Origin of the sequence: Haloarcula sp. CGMCC 1.6347, from assembly GCF_037078395.1 — an archaeon.
Taxonomy (GTDB): Archaea; Halobacteriota; Halobacteria; order Halobacteriales; family Haloarculaceae; genus Haloarcula; species Haloarcula amylolytica.
On record NZ_JAYMGX010000001.1, the window covers coordinates 1,467,384 to 1,488,383 of the forward strand.

General features: G+C 65.4%; 20 protein-coding genes and 1 tRNA gene. 12 read left to right on the forward strand and 9 right to left on the reverse strand.

The genetic code is table 11. From position 1 onward, the window contains the following. The first annotated feature begins 77 nt into the window (after positions 1-77). The gene (locus VI340_RS07655; protein ID WP_336358140.1) at positions 78-1,904 is read left to right on the forward strand and encodes an FAD-binding protein; all 1,827 of its coding nucleotides are present in this window, start codon (positions 78-80) and stop codon (positions 1,902-1,904) included. A gap of 39 nt (positions 1,905-1,943) precedes the next feature. Here VI340_RS07655 and VI340_RS07660 read toward each other — a convergent pair whose 3' ends face one another. After that, a complete protein-coding gene (locus VI340_RS07660) occupies positions 1,944-2,264 on the reverse strand; it encodes a cupin domain-containing protein (RefSeq protein WP_008308924.1) in 321 nt (106 codons plus the stop codon). Positions 2,265-2,467: 203 nt separating this feature from the next. Between VI340_RS07660 and VI340_RS07665 the strand changes: the two genes are divergently transcribed. Then, a tRNA-OTHER gene (locus VI340_RS07665) sits at positions 2,468-2,569 on the forward strand. Between the two features lie 362 nt (positions 2,570-2,931). On the opposite strand, the gene VI340_RS07670 is transcribed toward VI340_RS07665, so the two are convergent. Then, positions 2,932-3,156 (reverse strand): DUF7385 family protein, encoded by a 225-nt coding sequence (locus VI340_RS07670; RefSeq protein WP_004592515.1) that lies wholly within the window; start codon positions 3,154-3,156, stop codon positions 2,932-2,934. Between the two features lie 86 nt (positions 3,157-3,242). Between VI340_RS07670 and VI340_RS07675 the strand changes: the two genes are divergently transcribed. The 4 genes from VI340_RS07675 (at position 3,243) to VI340_RS07690 (ending at position 7,285) form a co-directional block, all read left to right on the forward strand. Further along, the gene (locus tag VI340_RS07675) at positions 3,243-4,283 is read left to right on the forward strand and encodes a nicotinate-nucleotide--dimethylbenzimidazole phosphoribosyltransferase (RefSeq protein ID WP_336358141.1); all 1,041 of its coding nucleotides are present in this window, start codon (positions 3,243-3,245) and stop codon (positions 4,281-4,283) included. Positions 4,284-4,285: 2 nt separating this feature from the next. Then, entirely contained in the window at positions 4,286-5,605 is a 1,320-nt protein-coding gene (locus VI340_RS07680; RefSeq protein WP_336358142.1) for a cobyrinic acid a,c-diamide synthase, read from the forward strand. 73 nt (positions 5,606-5,678) lie between these two features. Continuing rightward, a complete protein-coding gene (dacZ, locus tag VI340_RS07685) occupies positions 5,679-6,488 on the forward strand; it encodes a diadenylate cyclase DacZ (RefSeq protein WP_004960990.1) in 810 nt (269 codons plus the stop codon). Positions 6,489-6,490: 2 nt separating this feature from the next. Next, a complete protein-coding gene (locus tag VI340_RS07690; protein ID WP_008308916.1) occupies positions 6,491-7,285 on the forward strand; it encodes a mechanosensitive ion channel domain-containing protein in 795 nt (264 codons plus the stop codon). Between the two features lie 6 nt (positions 7,286-7,291). Here VI340_RS07690 and VI340_RS07695 read toward each other — a convergent pair whose 3' ends face one another. From VI340_RS07695 to purD, 3 genes are read right to left on the reverse strand one after another with little or no spacing between them, the layout of a single operon-like run. Next, complete coding sequence (locus VI340_RS07695; protein ID WP_193363405.1) at positions 7,292-7,840, reverse strand: acyltransferase; 549 nt, start codon at positions 7,838-7,840, stop codon at positions 7,292-7,294. A gap of 20 nt (positions 7,841-7,860) precedes the next feature. Beyond that, positions 7,861-9,357, reverse strand: a complete 1,497-nt coding sequence (locus tag VI340_RS07700; protein ID WP_336358143.1) for a TrkH family potassium uptake protein — start codon at positions 9,355-9,357, stop codon at positions 7,861-7,863. Between the two features lie 58 nt (positions 9,358-9,415). Continuing rightward, positions 9,416-10,768: a phosphoribosylamine--glycine ligase gene (gene purD, locus VI340_RS07705; protein ID WP_008308910.1), complete on the reverse strand. Its 1,353-nt coding sequence runs from the start codon at positions 10,766-10,768 to the stop codon at positions 9,416-9,418. Positions 10,769-10,921: 153 nt separating this feature from the next. Between purD and VI340_RS07710 the strand changes: the two genes are divergently transcribed. Both VI340_RS07710 and VI340_RS07715 read left to right on the forward strand, forming a co-directional pair. Next, complete coding sequence (locus tag VI340_RS07710; protein ID WP_336358144.1) at positions 10,922-11,182, forward strand: hypothetical protein; 261 nt, start codon at positions 10,922-10,924, stop codon at positions 11,180-11,182. 54 nt (positions 11,183-11,236) lie between these two features. Further along, positions 11,237-13,390: a thioredoxin domain-containing protein gene (locus VI340_RS07715; RefSeq protein WP_336358145.1), complete on the forward strand. Its 2,154-nt coding sequence runs from the start codon at positions 11,237-11,239 to the stop codon at positions 13,388-13,390. 2 nt (positions 13,391-13,392) lie between these two features. Here VI340_RS07715 and VI340_RS07720 read toward each other — a convergent pair whose 3' ends face one another. The 3 genes from VI340_RS07720 to VI340_RS07730 all read right to left on the reverse strand — a co-directional run bounded on the left by VI340_RS07720 (position 13,393) and on the right by VI340_RS07730 (position 17,814). Beyond that, positions 13,393-13,782 (reverse strand): thioredoxin family protein, encoded by a 390-nt coding sequence (locus VI340_RS07720; RefSeq protein WP_336358146.1) that lies wholly within the window; start codon positions 13,780-13,782, stop codon positions 13,393-13,395. A 109-nt stretch (positions 13,783-13,891) separates the two neighbouring features. Then, on the reverse strand, positions 13,892-16,054 hold the full coding sequence (locus VI340_RS07725; protein ID WP_336358147.1) for a beta-glucosidase family protein: 2,163 nt from the start codon (positions 16,052-16,054) through the stop codon (positions 13,892-13,894). Between the two features lie 41 nt (positions 16,055-16,095). Next, a complete protein-coding gene (locus VI340_RS07730; RefSeq protein ID WP_336358148.1) occupies positions 16,096-17,814 on the reverse strand; it encodes a histidine kinase N-terminal 7TM domain-containing protein in 1,719 nt (572 codons plus the stop codon). A gap of 27 nt (positions 17,815-17,841) precedes the next feature. On the opposite strand from VI340_RS07730, the gene VI340_RS07735 reads away from it, so the two are divergent. After that, a complete protein-coding gene (locus VI340_RS07735; protein ID WP_080504296.1) occupies positions 17,842-18,165 on the forward strand; it encodes a DUF5827 family protein in 324 nt (107 codons plus the stop codon). Continuing rightward, positions 18,162-18,986, forward strand: coding sequence for an ATPase (locus VI340_RS07740; protein ID WP_336358149.1), 825 nt, complete (start codon positions 18,162-18,164; stop codon positions 18,984-18,986). The genes VI340_RS07735 and VI340_RS07740 overlap by 4 nt, the downstream gene beginning before the upstream one ends. A gap of 21 nt (positions 18,987-19,007) precedes the next feature. Here VI340_RS07740 and VI340_RS07745 read toward each other — a convergent pair whose 3' ends face one another. Continuing rightward, the gene (locus VI340_RS07745) at positions 19,008-19,583 is read right to left on the reverse strand and encodes an MBL fold metallo-hydrolase (protein WP_008308900.1); all 576 of its coding nucleotides are present in this window, start codon (positions 19,581-19,583) and stop codon (positions 19,008-19,010) included. Between the two features lie 122 nt (positions 19,584-19,705). Here VI340_RS07745 and VI340_RS07750 point away from each other — a divergent pair, with 122 nt between their 5' ends. Together VI340_RS07750 and VI340_RS07755 are read left to right on the forward strand one after the other, a co-directional pair. After that, entirely contained in the window at positions 19,706-20,290 is a 585-nt protein-coding gene (locus tag VI340_RS07750) for a response regulator transcription factor (protein ID WP_023843291.1), read from the forward strand. A gap of 10 nt (positions 20,291-20,300) precedes the next feature. Then, on the forward strand, positions 20,301-20,960 hold the full coding sequence (locus tag VI340_RS07755) for an RAD55 family ATPase (RefSeq protein WP_008308898.1): 660 nt from the start codon (positions 20,301-20,303) through the stop codon (positions 20,958-20,960). Positions 20,961-21,000: the final 40 nt, after the last annotated feature.

Sequence of the window (21,000 nt, forward strand, 5' to 3'; positions counted from 1 at the left end):
CCATACTCGGTAACGCAACAGGGAGGCTTAAGTTTGGCTAATCCTAAGCCGAAACCACGCCAAGAGACACTCTCACAATGTACGAACACGATGTCATCGTGGTCGGCGCGGGTGGCGCTGGCCTCAGGGCGGCTATTGCAGCGGACGAAGAGGGTGCAGATGTGGCCCTCGTGACCAAGCTCCATCCAGTTCGGAGCCACACTGGTGCCGCGGAGGGTGGAATCAACGCCGCCCTTCAGGAAGGGGACTCCTGGGACCTCCACGCGTACGACACGATGAAGGGGTCAGACTATCTCGGCGACGCCCCTGCCATCGACACCTTCGCCAAGGACGCCCCGGAAGAGGTCATCCAGCTCGAACACTGGGGGATGCCCTTCTCCCGCGAGGACGACGGCCGCGTCTCCCAGCGGCCGTTCGGTGGCCTCTCCTATCCGCGGACGACGTACGCCGGTGCCGAGACCGGTCACCACCTGCTGCACACGATGTACGAGCAGGCGGTCAAGCGCGGCATCGAGGTGTACGACGAGTGGTACGTGACCCAGCTCGCGGTCACTGACCACGACGACCCCGAGGACCGCGTCTGTCACGGCTGTGTCGCCTACGACATCAAGTCCGGCGAGATTCAGGGCTTCCGCGCGAACAACGGCGTGATTCTCGCAACCGGCGGACTGGGCCAGGCCTTCGACCACACCACGAACGCCGTCGCCAACACCGGCGACGGCTGTGCGATGGCCTACCGCGCCGGCGTCCCGATGGAGGACATGGAGATGATCCAGTTCCACCCGACCACGCTGCCATCGACGGGCGTCCTCATCTCCGAAGGGGTCCGCGGCGAGGGTGGGATCCTCTACAACGACGACGAGGAGCGGTTCATGTTCGAGCACGGCTACGCCAACAACGAGGGGGAACTGGCCTCCCGTGACGTGGTCGCGCGTGCCGAACTGACTGAAGTCAACGAGGGCCGCGGCGTCGAGGACGAGTACGTCGATCTCGACATGCGCCACCTCGGCGAAGAGCGCATTCTCGACCGCCTGGAGAACATCCTCCACCTCGCGGAGGACTTCGAGGGCGTCGACGGCCTCGACGAGCCGATGCCGGTCAAGCCCGGCCAGCACTACGCCATGGGCGGCATCGAGTGCGACGAGAACGGCGAGACGTGCATCGACGGCCTCTACGCGGCCGGCGAGACGGCGTGTGTCTCGCTACACGGCGCGAACCGGCTCGGGGGTAACGCCCTGCCGGAACTGCTCGTGTTCGGGGCCCGCGCCGGCCACCACGCCGCCGGCAAGGACATGAAGACCGCCGAGATCCAGACCGGCCCCTCCGCCAAGAGCGAGCCCGGCGACGTGCAACCGCCGGTCGAACCCGGTGCCATCGACGCCAGCAGCGACGACGTCGCCGCCGACGGGGCGGCTGTCGAGCCAAAGGCGGTCCTCGAAAGCACCGTCGAGCAGGAGCGCCAGCGCGTCGAGACCCTCATCGAATCCGACGGCATCAACCACGCCGAGGTCCGGGCCGACGTCCAGGAGACGATGACCGAGAACGTCAACGTGTTCCGGACCGAAGCGGGTCTGGAGAAGGCCCTTCAGGACCTCCGGACGGCGCGCAAGGAGTACGAGAACGTCGCCGTCGAAGACCCGTCCCGGACCTACAACACGGACCTCATCCACACTATCGAGACCCGCAACATCCTCGACGTGGCAGAGGCCATCACGCTCGGCGCGCTCGCACGCGAGGAGTTCCGTGGCGCACACTGGCGTGCGGAGCACCAAGAACGCAAGGACGACGAGTGGATCAAGCACACGATGCTCGCCTGGAACGAGGGTACCCCCGAACTCTACTACAAGCCCGTCATCCTCGAAGGCGACGAGGAGACCTACGAGCCGAAAGTCCGGTCGTACTGACGACCTGACCACCGGCGACGATATCTGTTTCTGCGAGTTTCAGGGTGCGCCGACGAGGACGAACGTGCTCTCTGTGTCGCCGTTGTGAATCGTTCGCTCCGCTTCCGGCGGGAGACTGATCGCATCGCCAGCAGCGAGGGCCACATCTTCGCCGTCAACCTCGACAGTCGCTTCTCCCTCGATAAGGACGTACACCTCCTCGTGGCCCTCGTCGGCGTGGTCGTGCGGTTTGCCGGTCCAGCCGGGGTCACAGTCCAGCACAGTGACGCCGACCTGCTCACAGTCCAGCGGGTCCCGGAGGAAGTGCATCGCATCGGCGACCGGTTCCACGTCGGTATAGTTGACTTTCGTGTAGCTCACAGACACGGGTGTCGCCGGCCAACGCAAAATAAGTTGTTGTTACCCCAACAGGACACAGTGACGTACGCGAAACCCGATCCGTCCGGAAGCCGCTGCTGGGGACATGGAGACCGGCGCAAGCGCAGCCAGCGGGAGGCGTCGGCTCGCGGAAACACCCGGAATCATCACTTACTTGGTTGTCAGGAGCGTATTATAGATAGCTTGGAAGGGTGGCTCAGTGGTAGAGCGCTACCGACCAACATGCCAGAATCGGTTGGTGGTTACCCCGCAAAGGGCTCCGCGTGGTTCGACTCCCGCCCCTTCCATTTTCCGTCGGTTCGTCGTGAGCGGAGTAGCCGGCGCCGTGTGTGCCACACTGGCAAGTCGGATCTGACAGTTGAGCTGCCTGGAACTACCGTAGTGGGGGTGACTATGAGCTATCGGGTACGAAAACCGTCGGTGTGGAAGCCGACGCCTCACCAGAAGTGGAAAGGTAAGGAATGTGGGGGTGGGGGGTGGGGTGGTGCGGCACCAGTGTGGTGCCTATTGTGAGAGATGGGGGGAGATGTATAAAAAGCCATTGCTGCAATTATCATAGTTGATATCAGGGTGGGATGCTGTTGCCGGATTCCACACTACTGCGTAGAGAATTGGCGGAGAACCAACGGGATGACACTTGTCCCGGCAGTTACTTGTGGGTAAACAACACGACGTTCCCGTCGTTGATAGTCGTACAGAGGTCCATCTCGAAATCGAGATTGAGGGAGGTGAACTCCTGCTTGCAGACGACCATATCGTCGAACGGTTCTTCACAGGATGGACAGGCCACAGCCGTCGTGTTCTGGTAGGAAGCGATCGCCTCGTTGTCCTCGCGCGGGGTCAACGACGAGAGGAGTTCGTCAAAATCGTCCATGTTCGGGGAACCGCGGCCGTGCGGTATAAATCATGCGCCGCCCCAGCACCAAGATATTAAAGTTGACTTGTGATAATACAACTACAATGACTTCACCCGGTGGCGGAACACGCTTTGCGCTCGTCGCAGGAACGACCGAAACCGCGGGTCGGGCGGGGATTAGCGCCGCCGGAGCCGACCCCGAACTGATGTCGGTAACGCCCGCGGCAGACGCGGAGTTAGTGACCTACGGCACGCCAGTTCGGACGAGTGTGACACCGGTCAGTCCGAGCGGCTGTCCGACGCCGGCGCTGGTGACACGAGCCGTCCGGGACGTCCTGGGATTTGACGTCACAGTCGTCGACGGCGGACTGGCCGAGAAAACGGGGGCGCCGACAGTCTCCGTCGGGGCACGCCCGGGAAAGGACATCGCGGAGCAGGACCCGGTGTCGACAGCCCATGGAGCGTTCGCAGCCGCCCGACAACTCGGCCACGAGCTCCCGGCCGACGAGTTGTATCTGGGCGAAACCATTCCCGGCGGGACGACGACAGCCCTCGGGGTCTTTCGAGCGCTGGGCGAACCGGGAATGGTCTCCTCGTCGCTGCCGGAGAACCCGACCGAACAGAAGGAGAAACTGGTCGCCGAGGGCCTGCAGGCCAGTTCGCTGTCACCGGGCGACGCCGCAAACGAACCGAAGCGGGCCGTCCGCCGGATGGGTGACCCCGTCCTGGCAACGCTCGCTGGGCTGACCGCCGGAGCCGTCGAGAGCGATACCGCCGTAACGCTTGCCGGCGGCAGTCAGTGCGTCGCCGTCGCCGCGCTGGTCCGCCACGGCGGCTACGAGGGACCGCTTGGACTCGCGACGACGAGCTACGTGGCCGACGACGACAGCGCCGACGTGCGGGCGTCGGCTGACCGACTCGACCTCGACCTGACAGTAACGGACCCCGGCTTCGACCAGAGCGATCACGTCGCGATGGAGCGGTTCGTGGCCGGCGAGGCCAAGGAGGGGGTCGGCATGGGCGGCGCGCTGGCGCTCGCCGACCGCGCCGGCATCCCGATGGCGGAGGTTCGCGACCGCTTCGCGGCCATCTACGACGACCTGATCGGCGACGCGCCCACAGCGACGGCCGAGGAGGGAACGTGACGATGGAGGGGGTCGTCCTCGCCGGTACGAGCTCCGGCGTCGGCAAGACCGTCGCGACGCTGGCTACCCTGACAGCGCTCGAAGACGCCGGGTATCAGCCCCAGCCGGCCAAGGCCGGCCCGGACTTCATCGACCCGAGCCACCACGAGGCGCTCGCCGACACGCCCTCGCGAACGCTCGACCCCTGGCTCGCGGGCGAGGACGGGATGCGCCGGACCTACTGGCGCGGCGCGGGCGACATCTGCGTCGTGGAGGGCGTGATGGGCCTCTACGACGGGAGCAAGACGTCGACGGCAGCGGTCGCCGAGGGGCTGGACCTCCCGGTCGTTCTGGTCGTCGATGCGAAAGCCGGCATGGAGAGCGTCGCCGCGACGGCGCTGGGGTTCGCGCAGTACGCCGACCGCATCGGTGTCGACATCGAGGTGGCTGGCATCCTCGCACAGCGCGCCCACGGCGGCCGACACGCCGACGGCATCAGGGACGCGCTCCCCGAGGGCCTCACCTACTTCGGTCGGATTCCGCCGATGTCGGACCTAGATATTCCGGACCGCCATCTCGGGCTACACATGGGCTCGGAGGCCGGGCTCGACCGCGACGCGCTCTCGACGGCGGCGGAGACCATCGATATCGAACAGCTGGTCGACGTGGCACGGGAGCCACCGGAAGTCGCAGCTGCGGAGACGAAGAGTGACGGTTCGGCGGCCGACCGCCGCGTCGCCGTCGCACAGGACAGCGCGTTCTGTTTCACTTATCCCTCGGTGCTCGAACGGCTGCGGTCCGAGGCGGCCGTCGAGCCGTTCTCCCCGGTCGCCGGTGACTCGGTGCCCGACGCCGACGCGATATATCTGCCCGGCGGCTATCCGGAACTCCACGGAGAGTCGCTCGAAACCGGCGGCACACTCGACGAGATAGCCCGTCGTGCCGCCGACGGCGTCCCGGTCTACGGCGAGTGCGGCGGCCTGATGGCGCTGTCGGAGTCGCTGACGACGACCGACGGCGACACCTACGAGATGGCTGGCGTCCTCCCAGCAGAAATCGAGATGCAGGACCGGTATCAGGCGCTCGACCACGTAGAGCTAGCGGCGCAGTCAGACACCGTTACGGCTGCCGCCGGGAAACGACTCCGCGGACACGAGTTCCACTACTCCGCTGCGACCCTCGGCAGCGACGCGTCGTTCGCCTTCGACATGGTTCGGGGCGACGGCATCGACGGCGAACACGACGGGCTCACGGAATACAACACCGTTGGCACGTACTGCCACTGCCACGGAGAGAGCGGCGCGTTCGACCGTCTGCTGGCAGTACCCTCGAAGGATATCTGACGCGGTGCCCCACCGTCGGACGCGTGGCTGACTGCCCGCAACCTTTTTTTCGACAGACAGCGTCGTTCTGATAATGAACGAGTTGCGCGACCTGCTCGGAGACCTGGTCGCAGACGTCGACGCCGTGTTCCTGTTTTCCCCGAACGCGTCGTTCTTCGAGGAGTTCGACGACGTTGACGAGGAAATCGTCGTCGTCGGCCCGGAGAACACCCTCGATGCGGAGCCGTTCGTCGAACTACCGATTGATTTCACTGACCTCGAAGGCCGTCTCCGCTTTGGTATCGAGGGCGCACTGGAGCAGGGCATCGTCGACGAGGGCGACGAGGTGCTCTGCGTGACAGAGGTGCTTGATGGGGCCGAGAACACGCTCGTGCGGGTCCAGACCAACGACTTCTCGCCCTCCGGCGTGTACGACATGTTCGTCAACTCCAGGGCGGACGCGAGCGTCGTTCGCGACGTCTTCGAGGTCGCTATCGAACTGGGGAAGAAAGGCCAGAAGGGCAAGCCAGTCGGCGCCCTGTTCGTCGTCGGCGACGCCGGCAAGGTGATGAACAAGTCCCGGCCGCTGTCGTACAACCCCTTCGAGAAATCGCACGTCCACGTCGGCGACCCCATCGTCAACGTGATGCTCAAGGAGTTCTCGCGGCTCGACGGCGCCTTCGTCATCTCGGACGCCGGCAAGATCGTCTCCGCGTATCGGTACCTCGAACCCTCCGCGGAAGGGGTCGACATCCCCAAGGGACTCGGCGCTCGGCACATGGCGGCCGGCGCGGTCACCCGTGACACCATGGCGACGGCTATCGTTCTCTCGGAGAGCGACGGGCTCGTACGGGCGTTCAAGGGCGGGGAACTGGTCCTCGAAATCGACCCCGAGGAGTACTGAGGATGCAGTTTGGTTTCGACTGGGCCACGATCATCCGGCAGGTGTTCTCGCCCCAGGGGACGTTCGTCTTTTCGCTCGTGGTACTGGCGGTGGGCATCGTTCTCGGCTATCTCGTCTGGCGCTCGTCCCGCCGGTTCATGCGCGAACTCGGTGTGCCGGAAGCGGTGGAGGGCACACCATTCGAGCGGACGGCAAGGGGGCTCGGAACGTCGACTGTCGGCATCGTCTCGAACCTTGCGGCGCTGTTCATCTACATCACGACGGTCACCGCCGTCCTCAACATCGCACAACTGACCGACCCAGAACTGTACTGGGCTCGCTTCACCTCGTTCCTCCCCGACCTGTTTATCGCCCTGTTCGCCGTTATCATCGGCCTCATTGCGGGCGATAAGGCCAAGCTCGTCGTCTCCGAGCGACTGCGCAGCGTCAAGATGCCGGAGGCGACGGTGCTACCCGAACTCGTCAAGTACAGCATCTTCTATCTGGCAGTGCTCATCGCGCTCGGGCAACTGGGCGTCGAGACCCTCGCCCTGCTCATTCTCCTCGGAGCGTACGCGTTCGGGCTGGTGTTCGTCTGCGGGCTGGCGCTGAAAGACATCCTGCAGGCCGGTGCGGCCGGTCTCTACCTCTTGCTGACAGAGCCATACAGCATCGGCGACGAGATCGTCATCGGCGACCAGAGCGGCATCGTTCAGGAGGTGGATATCCTCGTCACGCGTATCGAGAGCGACGGCGAGGAGTACATCATCCCGAACAAGCGTGTGTTCAATACAGGCATCGTCCGTATCCGGAGCTAAGCGGAGTTACGTTCCGTCAGTCGCCGCGTCGTCCTCGCCGAGCGGTTCGGCCGGGACGCCGGCGACGGTCGTTTCTGGGGGCACATCGTCTGCTACGAGCGAATTCGCCGCAACCTGTGCGCCCGCCCCAATCTCGACGCCGGGAAGGACGATTGCGCCCGCCCCGATCATCGCCCGTTCTCCGACGACGACCTCACCGGTGCGGTACTCGTCCTGCAGGAACTCGTGACACAGCAGCGTCGCGTCGTAGCCGATGATGGCGTGGTCCTCGACAGTGATGAGTTCCGGCCAGAACACGTCCGGCGTCGACTCCAGACCCCAGGCGACGCCGTCGCCGACGGTAACACCGAGCCGCGAGAGCAGCCAGTTCTTCAGCCGGAGGCTCGGCGAGATACGACAGACGAGGATGACGACGTAGTTGACCATCACCCGGAGCGGGTGTTTGGCGTCCGGCCACGGGAACAGCGAGTTGTGCGGGCCGGGCGTCGGGTGCTGGGTCAGGCCGTCGTGTCGTGGACCACTCACGTCCGTCGTGTACGGGGCCGCGGTAATCAAACCCGTCGGCTCGCCGGCAGTCAACGCGTCCAGAACGTCGGTGTCAGCAGTACCAGCACGGGGACGATTTCGATTCGGCCGACCCACATCAGCAGTATCATCAGCACCTTGCTCGACCGGGCAAAGCCCTCGTAGGTCCCGTAGGGGCCGGCCTGTCCGAACGCCGGCCCGATGTTGAAGAACATCGACGCGGCGGCGCTGAGCGCCTCGAACTCAGTTATCGGTGCGCCCGCCCGCTCGCCGTCGGCCACGAGCAGGACAGTACCGAGTATAAAAAACACCAGCGCGACCAGCGTGTACGCATACACGTCGCGGACGGTGTCCTCATCGACGATTTCCCGTCCCAGTCGGACCGGGCGGACACTCCAACGGTGGGCCGAGACGTTCAGGTCCCGCCAGAAAGACTTGGTGACGATGAGCCAGCGTAGCGTCTTGATAGAGCAGGTGGTGCTCCCGGCCATCCCGCCGATGAACATCATCACGAAGAGGACGTTCTTCGCGCCGGCCGACCAGGTGTTGAAATCCGTCGAGGCGTAGCCCGTCGTCGTGATTATCGCAGCGGTCTGGAAGACAGCGTGGCGAACCGTCGCCCCGACGCCGCCGGTGAATCCCTGGTCGAGCACGAGCAGGCCGCCGATGAGCAGAGTACCGACCCCGAGAATCCCCAGGTAGAAGTGGAACTCCTCGCTGTTGCGCAGACGGTCGGTATTGCCCCGAACCAGTGCGTACAGCAGGATGAAGTTCGTCGCGCCGACAATCATGAACAGCGTCACCGCCCACTGGACGGCCGGCGAGAACGCGCCGATGCTCTCGGCCCGCGGGGAGAAGCCGGCCGTCGCGATGGCCGTGAAGGCGTGGGCGACTGCGTCGAAAAGCGTCATCTCCGGCGCGAGGCCGCTCGCACCCAGCGCGAATAGAATCGCCGCTGCGGCGGCTGTCAGGCCCAGGTACAGCAGGCCGAGGATGCGCGCGGTGTCGCCGATATCGGGGGTGAGCTTCGTGACGTTCTCCGTCCGCGTCTCGGTCTCCATGAGCTGTGCGCCGGCAACCGAGAGCCGCGAGAGCACTGCTGTCGCAAGGAGGAGGACGCCCAGCCCGCCGAGCCACTGGAGGACCTGCCGCCACATCAGCAGTGCCTGCGAGTGGATGTCGAAGTCCCGGATGACCGTCGCGCCCGTGGTGGTGATGCCGCTCATCCCCTCGAACAGGGCGTTGACCGGGCTGGCGAACACGCCCGTCCCCTCGATGTACAGCGGTATCGCGCCGACGACAGCGATGGACAGCCACGTCAGCGAGACAATCAGAAACGCCTCGCGGTCCTCGATGCGGTCGCGCTGGAGGCGAGCGAGCGCCGTACCGACGCCCAGCGTAATCGCTATCGTGGCCAGATACGGGACCGGTGACTCCCCGTAGATGACGGCGACCAGAACAGGAATCGTCAGCGGGACGGCCAACCACTGCAAAATGGCACCGAGGACGTTCAGCGACGACCGGACATCGACAGTGGTCAGCGCCACCGGCGCTCACCGCCCGGGGGGTCGCCGCCGCGTGACCGGTGACGCTGCCACCACGCGCTCAGTCCGCGCCGCCGCGGATGTCGTTCATATGGTCGATACGCTGCTGGACGAGGTCGGCCGTGCCGATGTCGTGGCGGACCCGAAGCCCCTCCGTGCCGGCCCGCTGGAGTGATGCCTCAGCGATGGCCTCTGCGTCGCCAATCGTTTCGGCCAGGCCGACGACGGCGTAGGAGCGCGACGTGGTCGTGTAGATGCCGTCCTCGCGGTCGTCGACGCTGGCGTAAAACAGCAGCGCCTCCGGGGCCGTCTCCGCGTCGTCGCCGGACTGCTCGCGGTGGTCCTGCACGACTTCCGCGATGACGTCGTCGTCGATGGTCACCTTCGCACCGGCGTCGGGATCGGTCGGGTAGCCGTCCGGGACGGCGTACTTGCAGACGGTCGCCATCGGGCGGAAAGAGAGTTGTGGCAGCGGCTCCTCGTCGCGTGCGGCGGTCAGTACGTCGAGGAAGTCTGTGTTGAGCACCGGCAGCGTGTTCATCGCCTCGGGGTCGCCGAAACGGGCGTTGAACTCCACGACCCGCGGCCCGGTCTCGGTGAGCATGAACTGGCCGTAGAGAACACCTTTGTAGCCCTCAAGCGCGTCGACGGTCGCCCGGAGCACGTCGACGGCGTCCATGTAGTCATCCTCGTCCATGAACGGGAGGTGGAGGCTGGAGTCCGAATAGCTCCCCATCCCGCCGGTGTTCGGCCCTTCGTCGCCCTCGTAGGCGCGCTTGTGGTCCTGCACCGCCGGCGTGACGCGCAGTTGGCCGTTCGCGACGAACGCCTGGACGGTAAACTCCTCGCCGACGAGACGCTCTTCGAGGACGACGCGGTCGTAGTCGGAGCTCCGGAGATACTCCTTTGCCTCCTCGGCGGTACACTGGTCGCCGATGACACGGACGCCCTTGCCGCCGGTGAGGCCGGCGGGCTTGACCGCGAGGTCGCCGTCGTACTCGTCGATGTACTCGCAGGCGGCGTCCATGTCCTCGAACGTCTCGAAGTCCGGGCAGCCGGGGATGTCGTGCTCCCGCATGAACCGCCGCTGGAACGCCTTGTCCGTCTCGATGCGAGCCTCCGCCTCCTGTGGCCCGAAGGTGTAGACGCCGGCGTCGTCCAGCGCGTCGGCGACCCCGGCTGCAAGGGCCGCCTCGGGGCCGATGACGGCCAGCGTGGCGTCGACCTCCCGAGCGTAGGTCGTCACGGCCTTCGGATTGGTCGTGTCGAGTGCCTCGAAGCCGTCGGCGAGGGCGACGATGCCCGGGTTTCGGTTGCCGGCACAGGCGTACAGCTCCCCCGGTGAGTCCGCGAGCGAGCGCGCAATCGCGTGTTCCCGGCCGCCGCCACCCACGAGCAGCACTGTCTCTGACATACCCGAAGGCCGGATGGGCTCTCACGTAAGTATTGTCTTTTCGCCGGTTTTCGCTGACTGCGACGGTCGTTTCTATATCGGAAGCACTGGCGTGTACGGTCCGCCGGACCGAGACCGGGAACTACTTTGTCCACCCTTGTGACGGACGGGTGCATGCCCTCTGGCCCCTTCATCGACTCCGCCACAGGAGACGTAAACACGGCTCAGATTATCTCAGAGGCCGTTCCGCTCGCGAAACTCATCGGCGTGTTCGTCGCGGGGAGCCTCGTTCCCTACGCCATCGTGTTCTTCGGCTCGGAGAGTTCCGCACTGGGTGCATTACTGGCCCTACTCGGGGATTTTATCCTCGCCGTCGGAGCCGGCGTCGTTCTCATGTATGTCATCGCCCGTGGCATCCAACTGGCTGGCGAGTGAGGCACCGCTGCCGGCGTCGCGTTCCTTTTCACCGCGGCGCTCCCAGCCAGAGGTATGAGCGACGCCACGGACCCGACGGCCCGAAACCGACTCGACGAGGCGGAGAGTCCGTATCTCCGCCAGCATGCGGACAACCCCGTCAACTGGCAGCCCTGGGACGAAACGGCCCTGGAAGCCGCCAAAGAGCGGGGCGTGCCCATCTTCCTGTCCATCGGTTACGCGGCGTGTCACTGGTGTCACGTCATGGAGGAGGAGAGCTTCGAGAACGAGGCCATCGCCGAGCAACTCAACGAGAACTTCGTCCCGATAAAGGTCGACCGCGAGGAACGTCCGGACCTCGATTCGGTGTACATGAGCATCTGCCAGCAGGTGACCGGCGGCGGTGGCTGGCCGCTGTCGGCCTGGCTCACGCCCGAGGGCGAGCCGTTCTACGTCGGGACCTACTTCCCGCCCGAGGAGAAGCGCGGCCAGCCGGGCTTTGGCGACCTGCTCCAGCGCCTCGCGGACTCGTGGGCGGACCCCGAACAGCGCGAGGAGATGGAGAACCGCGCCCGGCAGTGGACCGAGGCCATCGAGAGCGACCTCGAAGCGACGCCGGCCAACCCAGAGGACCCAGCGGAGGATATCATCCAGACCGCCGGAACCATCGCCCACCGCGGCGCGGACCGGCAGGACGGCGGCTGGGGCTCCGGCGGACCGAAGTTCCCCCAGAACGGACGGCTGCACGCACTGCTGCGAGCCTATTCCGATGGTGGTCAGGAGGACCACCTGAACGTCGTTCAGGAGACGCTGGACGTGATGGCCGACCGGGGGCTGTACGACCACGTCGGCGGCGGCTTCCACCGCTACGCGACGGACCAGCAGTGGGCCGTCCCGCACTTCGAGAAGATGCTGTACGACAACGCCGAGATCCCGCGGGCCTTCCTCGCCGGCTACCAGGCCATCGGCTCGGAGCGCTACGCGTCGGTCGTCCGGGAGACCTTCGAGTTCGTTCAGCGCGAACTGCAACACCCCGACGGGGGCTTTTTCAGTACGCTGGATGCCGAAAGTATCCCACCTGAAGATCCGGATGGCGACAGCGAGGAAGGGCTGTTCTACGTCTGGACGCCCGAGCAGGTCCACGACGCCGTCGACGACGAGACTGACGCTGACATCTTCTGTGACTACTACGGCGTCACTGAGCCGGGCAACTTCGAGGGGGCGACGGTGCTCGCCGTCCGGAAGCCGGTGTCGGTGCTGGCCGAAGAATACGAGCGAAGCGAGGACGAAATCACGGCGGGCCTCCAGCGCGCCCTAAACGAGACCTTCGAAGCCCGAACGGACCGGCCGCGACCGGCCCGTGACGAGAAGATCCTGGCCGGCTGGAACGGCCTGATGATCCGGGCGCTCGCTGAGGGCGCTATCGTGCTGGACGACGCCTACGCTGACGTGGCCGCCGACGCCCTCTCGTTCGTCCGGGAGCACCTGTGGGACGAAGACGAAAACCGGCTCAATCGCCGGTACAAGGACGGCGACATGGCCATCGACGGCTATCTGGAGGACTACGCGTTCCTCGGCCGCGGCGCGCTGACGCTGTTCGAGGCGACCGGCGACGTGGACCATCTCGCGTTCGCGATGGACCTTGGCCAGGCCATCACGGAGGCCTTCTGGGACGACGACGAGGGCACGCTGTTTTTCACGCCGACCGGCGGCGAATCACTGGTCGCGCGGCCGCAGGAACTGACCGACCAGTCGACGCCCTCCAGTACCGGCGTCGCCGTCGACCTCCTGCTGTCGCTGTCACATTTCAGCGACGACGACCGCTTCGAGGAGGTCGCCGAGCGGGTCCTCCGGACCCACGCCGACCGCGTCTCCTCGAACCCCCTCCAGCACGCCTCGCTCACGCTGGCGACGGACACCTACGAGCAGGGCGCGCTGGAGCTGACGCTGGTCGGCGACCAGTCCGATTATCCGAGCGTGTGGACCGAAACCCTCGCCGAGCGCTACGTTCCGCGCCGCCTGCTGGCTCACCGACCGGCCGACGAGGGCCGGTTCGAGCAGTGGCTCGACGCGCTGGAACTGGACGAATCGCCGCCGATCTGGGCCGGCCGCGAGCAGATCGACGACGAGCCGACGGTGTACGCCTGCCGGAACTTCGCCTGTTCGCCGCCGAAACACGATCTCGGGACGGCGTTAGACTGGGGCGCAACGGCCGACGAAGCAGAGTAACCTCACGCCATCGCGTCTTCGATCTGGTCGGCGAGCGACACCGCGATGGGGACCGGCTCTTCCTCGACGAAGCGGGCTATCTCCTCGCCGTCGTGTTCGACGACGACGGTCGGGATGAGTTCGATGTCGTACTCCTCGACATGTGGGCCGGTCTTCGAGCCGTCGTCTTCCTTCTCGACGGGGTAGTGGTGAATCTGGGCGTCCGGGATATGGGCGGCTTTCAGGGCCGCCCCGAAGTCGGGGAGCTGGGCCCGGCAGTCCTTGCACCAGTCGCCGCCCCATATCTTGTACTCGAATTCGTCAGCGTAGCGTGTGAGAACGTCGACGGTGTCGGAGTAGGCGTCTTCGACCCACACCGGATTCGGCTCCATGGTTTCGAGCGTCTGACTCATGGCTGGCTGTATGTATTCAGGGGGCTTGAAATCCCCGGCCGTAGATTTTGCGCTTCAGACGCGCTCCAACCGTTAAATCGTCGTTTCAGTCGATAGCGAGGCAGACGCGCTAGCGGTCGACTGTCGCAGTCGTCCGAATATCCCGCGAGGACCGGCCGATTTCGACTGTGTAGGTCCCGGTATCGACTGTCCAGCCGGAATCCGTGTCGTACCGCGAAAACGCCAGATCGTCCAATGTCAGTTCCACCGTCTGTCGTTCGCCGGCGTCCAACTGCACGGCTTCGAACCCGGCGAGTTCGCGCTCCGGGCGGTCGGCGACAGCCGCGGACGGCGGTCGGACGTAAGCCTGGACGACCTCTCGGCCCGGCCTGTCGGCGACGTTCTCGACGGGGACTGCGACTGCCTGCTCGCCTGTGGTTTCGGCCTCGCCGTATTCGAACGTCGCGTACGAGTGGCCGTGGCCGAACGGATAGGTCGGGTCCACGTCCGCGTCGTCGAAGTGCCGGTAGCCGACGAACACGCCCTCGTCGTAGTGGACTTCGTCGTCAACGCCGGGGTAGCGGCGGTCGCTCCCCGCGGTCGGGTACTCGCTTTCCGGGGCGAAGGTGACCGGGAGTCGGCCGCTCGGGTCGCGGTCGCCGTAGAGGACGGCGGCCACCGCGTCGCCGTCCGCCTGGCCGGGGTACCACTGTTCGAGGACCGCGGCCACGTCCTCCCGCCACGGAAGTTCTACGGGGCCGCCGGACCTGATGACGACCACGGTGTTCTCGTTGGCCGCGGCGACGGCCGAAACGAGTTCGTCCTGCTGGCCCGGCAGCGCCAGCGATTCGCGGTCCCGCGCCTCCGTCGTCGCGTCGCGGACGAACACCACGGCGACATCAGCGTTCTCGGCGGCCGTGACAGCGTCGTCGAGCGACGGCTCCCGGTCGGCTGTGTCGCCAGCCGCACCGTCGGCTTCGTCGTCCTCGCCGACGAACGGCAGGAGGTCGAACAGCGAGACGGAGTCGATTCGCGGCACGCCGAACGCCGACGAGACCGCTCCCTCGGCGCGAGAGTCGATCCCGTCGACCGGGGTAACCGAGTGGACCGGCGTCGTCTCAGAGGACCCGCCACCGCCCAGTTTCGGCTCGTCGATGTTCGGCCCGATGACGGCCACGTCCGCCCCGTCATCCAGCGGCAGGACGCCGTCGTTGTCGAGCAACACGGTTCCGCGGGCCGCCACGTCCGCGGCGATATCCCGGTGCCGCTGGCTGTCGAGTTCGCCCGCCAGCGCGTCGCTGCTTTCACCGGCTTCGGCAGCAGTCCGATTACTGTCCAGCCGCTCGAATCGGTCCATCTGGCCGAGAATCCGCCGAACCATGTCGTCCAGCCGGCCGGCCGTGACTTCGCCGCCGTCGATGGCATCGGCGAGCGGGTCGCCGAACAGGCCCGCCCGCGTTGCGTCCGGGATGCCGTCGGGCCACTCGAACTCCTCGTCGCCATCCGCGGTGTCGCTGTCGGCGGCTTCCGCTGCGCCGGGGGCCGCCACGCCGGGCATCTCCAGGTCCATGCCTGCATTCGCCGCGCCGACGGTACTCTCCAGTCCGTACCAGTCCGAGACGACGTAGCCGTCGAACCCCCACTCGCCTTTGAGCACGTCTCCGACGAGGCGCTCGTGGTCACTCATGTGCGTGCCGTTCACGCGGTTATACGCCGTCATCACCGAACCGACGCCGGCGTCGACGGCCGCGCGGAACGGCGGGAGATACAGCTCCCGGAGCGTGCGCTCGTCCACTTCGGCGCTAACGGTCGTGCGGTGTGTCTCCTGGTTGTTCGCGACGAAGTGTTTCACCGTCGCAACGACATCAGCGGACTGGATGCCGTCGATGAGGCCGGCCCCGACAACGCCGGCGTGGACGGGGTCCTCGGAAAGATACTCGAAGTTGCGACCGCAGTGTGGAACACGAATGATGTTCACGCCCGGCGCGAGCAGCGCGTCCTGTCCGAGCGCCACCGCTTCGCGGCCCATCGCCGCGCCCTGTCGCCGAGCCAGGTCGGGGTCGAACGTCGCCGCGGTCGCAATCGACGCCGGAAAGGCGGTCGCACACTGTCCTTCGGCTCGGATGCCCAGCGGCCCGTCGACGAGGCGAAACGGCGGAATCCCGGCCGCCTCGACGCCAGAGATGTATCCCGTCGCTGTGCCTTCCGGGTCGGTTGCGCCGCGAACGAGGGCGAGTTTCTGTTCGCGGGACAGCCGGGCGAGTACCGCACCAATGTGGTCGTCGTCAGCCATATCGCAGTTCACAGCCGAGCGGGCCTTATACTGTCGGCTGCTCAGGACGTCGTCTCAGACAGCTGTGTCGGCTTTGTTTCGAGCCCCGAGATAACGAGTTTCGCGCCGCCAGGCTGGCTCTCCGTCATCTCGACGTCCCACCCGTGGGACTCGACGACGTGCTGGACGATGGCCAGTCCGAGGCCGGTTCCCGACTCGGAACTGGTGACGCCGTGCGTGAATATCTCTTCTCGTTCCTCGGGCGGCACGCCGGGGCCGTTGTCGCTGATCGTGAACCCGTCCGGGGTGGCGTCAACGCGTATCGTTACCCCCGCGCCGCCGTGTCCCACACTGTCGTCGGCCCCCGTCCGACTGCTCGTGGAACCATGTTCCACACTGTTCCGGAACACGTTCTCGAACAGTTGGAGGAGCTGGTCGCGGTCCCCGACGATCACCCTGTCGCCGTCGATTCGCAGGGTCGCCTCGCCGGTGTCGACGTGGCCCCAGGCCGCCTTCGCCAGCGCCGAGAGCTGTAGCTCGACCCTGTCGGTCGTCTTTTCGTCGCGGGCGAAGGCGAGTACTTCGTCGATGAGGCTACTCATCCGGTCGTGGGCCTCCTCGACACGGTCGAACTCCTCGGGGTCGTTTCGTTCCCGGGCCAGCGCCAGTCGACCAGAGGCCACGTTCAGCGGGTTCCGCAAGTCGTGGGAGAGGACAGCGGCGAACTGGTCGAGTTGCTGGTTCCGGCGTTCGAGTTCCCGCTCGCGCTCTTTTTGCTCGGTGATTTCGTGAATGAGAAACACCCGCCCGACCAGCGCGTCGTGGGAGTCATACAGCGGGGTGAGTTGGACGTCGAAAAACCGGTCGCGCTGCTCGATGACGGCCTGCGTTTCCTCGGCGTCGTCGTTCAGACCGCGGTACTTTTCGAGTAGCTCGGGCGACGTTTCGAGCGCGTCGTCGACGGACTGCCCGACGATAGTTTCGTCTCCGAGCAGTTTCCGGCCGACGTCGTTGGCCTCGATTATCGTATCGTCCGTATCGACGACGAACACGGCGCTGTTGAGGGACTCGACGACCTCCCGGTAGGCGACCGGCGAGATGTCAAGCAGTCGCCCTTTGAAAAACGCCCACGAGAGGATCATCCCGGTCCCTGCCAACAGCAGTGGCGTGAGTTCGATTCGGGTGCTGGCGAAGATGCTGACGACGCTCCCGAACCACGGGAGCACGATAGCCAGTAGGACGGCGTACACCTGCTTTCCGTAGAGGTCCCCCGAGTTGAGCGCGTAGTGAATGATGAGCGCGCTCGAAACAGCGATGAGGATATAGGAGTACACGAGATGGCCCCAGAACACCGGCCCGCCAACGATTTCCCAGCCGTATATACCCGTTTCCGTTGGGCCGGATACAGTGTATATCAGCCCGTCAGGGCCGGTGAACAGCGCAGTAAAGAACGTGATTGGCTCGATACTCAGGAGTGCGTAGGTCCACCGATTGAGATAGCGGGCGCGGTCGGTGTAGGCCAGCGCGAACACGAACAACCCGGCTATCGCGGGCATCACGCCGACGTACAGGCCGTACGCGAAGAGGAGGGCCACGTCGGTCCCGCGTGTCAAGACGCCGACTGCGACACAGAGGTCCCATATCGAGAGCCCGGCGAGCAGAACAGAGAGCGCGGTCCCGCCGGGAGAGTCACGCTGGCTCCACGCGTACACCGACAGCGTCCCGAGGACAACGGCCACAATAAGCAGGGAAAAGGCATATGCAACGAGCAGCGTGGCCATTGACGTATAATCCGGCCCTGCGAGTAAATGGGTTCCGCCCAGTTCGAGGGATTTACCCACTCGCTCGGCATACCGGCGGGTATGCCTGTCGACAAGCAGGAGTTCGACGAGATACTGTCGTTCGAGCTCCACGAACCCGCGGACATTCTCGACGCCGACAAACTGTACACCATCCCGGAAATCGCCCGCCTCCTGCAGGGCCTCCCGGCGGACGCCGAACTCAGCGAGGCCAACGAGTCGGTGTTCATCGACTGGGCCATCCCGTGGATGATCTTCAATCAGGACGACCTCGTCATCGCCGACCCGCAGGACGACGACGTCGTCGGGCTGTACGGCCTCGCTGAGTCATGAAGCTCCTCGTTGCCGGCAGCGACCGGGTCGACGCGGGCAAGACCACGTTCAGCGTCGGCCTCCTGGAACGAACCAGCGCTCAGGGGTTCAAGCCCAGAGCGGGCAACAACTACTGGTTCGACCACGACGACTATCAGCGAGCGACAAACGAGGGGCGGCTGTACGGCAAGGACGCCAAGCGCCTCGCGGCCGCGTCACCGAGCGATGTCGCACCGGAAGAGATCAATCCGATTCACCGCCTCTGGCACCCCTCACCGGGAGCCGAGACGGGCCTGCTCGGCAAGGAAAACCAGCAGTTCGTCGTCGACCGGGTCGGCCGTCCGAGTTCTGAAACCGGGGTCGAATACGTCGTCAACGGGACCGTCGACCTGCCGGAGTCCGTTGCCGAACGACTCCCGGTTGCCAACGCGCCACGGGTCACCTCAGTCGCCGATTTCAACGACCTGATGCGGGTGATGCACGTCGAGGCACTGGAGTCACTCGCCGCAGACATCGAGACGACGGACCGGGCGGTCGTCGAGTCCTACGGCGACGTGGCCCGGCCGCTGTCGGGCATCGAACCGGACGCCGTGGCCGTCGTCGAGCCGGGACGAGCACGCATCTACGACGGCGACCGGTACAGCAAGGCCTGTCAAATCGCCACCGGTGGTCCCGGCGACGGCCAACTGGAGGAACGGGTGCCGAACGTCGTCGACCTTATCGAGCAGGTCGCCGCGGTGCGCCTGCCCGCGCTCGACAGCGAGCAGCGCGGTGACCCGGCGGCTGTCGCCGATGCGTACGATCACGCCTACGACGCGCTGCTGGCCTGTGCGTTCGACTAAAACTATCGCTCAGCCGCAGCCTCAGAACTTCGCGGCCTGCAGGGCCAGTTCGATGTCCTGGTACGGCGCGTCGGTGACGCTCGGCCCGTGGCCAGTGTGCATCTCCTGTAGGTCCTCGTCGACAACCGACAGCACCCGCTCGATACTGTCGACGAGCAGACTACGGTCGCCTTCGTCGAGGTCGGTCCGGCCGAAGCTCCCGTTGGCGAATACGAGGTCGCCGGCGAACAGGACGCCGGCTTCGTCCGAGTAGAAGCAGAGGTGGTCGTTCTTGTGGCCGGGCGTGTGTAGCGCTTGGTAGTCGTGGTCGCCCAACTGTATCGTTCCGTCGTCGGCGATGGCGTGCTCGACGCCGTCCTGGTCCGTGTCGTAGCCGTACACCGGCACGTCGAAGGCGTCGACGACGCTGTCGAGGTTCTCGACGTGGTCGTAGTGGGTGTGGGTGACCGCGACAGCGTCGATGTCGTCGACGTGTTCTTCGACGGCCGACACCACGTCGAACTCGTTGCCGACGTCGACCAGAACGGTTCGGTCCCCGGTGACGAGGAACACGTTGCTCGTGAAGGCCTGCTGTCCACGGGCGAGGTTTCGAATCATTACCCGCCTATTGGCCGTCGTCCCGGATGTGGGTATCGTTCTGTCACCGGCCGAGACACGCTGCACGCCCGCACCCACAGGGCTATGTACGTGGATATGCAAACGGGGGATAGTAGAACATTATGTCAGATTCGGACCTACCTGTGGTGCTTATCGTCGAAGACGAACCAGATGTTGCCGAGACGTACAAACTGTGGCTGCAACAGGAGTACGAGGTCCGCATGGCACAGAACGGCGACGAGGGCCTGGAGCAACTGGACGCGGATGTCGACGTCGTGCTGCTCGACCGGATGATGCCCGGGCTCTCCGGGGACGAAGTGCTGGAGCGTATTCGCGAGCGGAAGCTGGGCTGTCGGGTGGCGATGGTCACCGCCGTCGAGCCGGACTTCGATATTCTGGAGATGGGCTTTGACGCATACCTCTCGAAGCCGATCCGGAGCGAACAGCTCCACGAGACGGTCGACAATCTACTCGACCGCTCTGAGTACGACTCTCTGCTGCAGGAGTACTACGCGCTCGTCGAGAAGCAAGCGACGCTGGAAGCGACGAAATCGAGCGCAGAGCTGGCGGAGAGCGACCAGTACGACGAACTGACCCAGAGAGTCGCGGAGATGCGAGACGACCTCTCGGAGACACTCGGTGGCATCGAAGACGACTCCGATTTCATCGCAACGCTTCGCGGACTGAGCGACGATGAAGACAACTGAGCGACAAACAATGTATGATCTCACCTCAGTACTAGAGTTCGATGCGCTCAGTGAGGTCCGGCCAGGGTCCAGCATCCTGATCTCCGGCCCAGCAATGAGCGGGAAGGAACGACTCGCATACGATATTCTCGCCGATGGTCTGCGAAAGGACGACGGCGCAGTGGTCGTGACGACCGGTGACGGCGCGGGGAGCGTCGTCGAAGAGTTCCGGTCGCTCGTGCCCGACCTCGACGACTCCCAGCTCGGTGTCATCGACTGCCGGGGCGAAGGTGGCACGGACGAGGCGGCAATCGGCAACGCCCACGCCCACCACGTCTCTTCGCCCGGTGATCTCACCGGCATCGGTATCGGCATCACGAAGGCGCTGGAGGGGCTGCACAACGCCGGCAACGAACAGGGCCGTCTGGCTCTCGTCTCGCTGTCGACGATGCTTACCTACACGGACAAGAAGACCGTGTTCAAGTTCTGTCACGTGCTGTCCTCGCGGCTGGACTCCGCGGGCTACATTGGCGTGTTTACCATCGACTCGGGAGCCCACGACGACCAGACACTGCAGGTCATCAAGCAGGCGTTCGACGGGATGATCGACGTGCGCGACGCCGAGGGCGGCGGCCGCGAGGCCCGCGTGCTCGGCCTCGCCGGCGAGCCGACCGACTGGCAGGACATCTGAGTACGTCGCCATCCGCAGGCGGTCCGAACCCCGTGTCGGT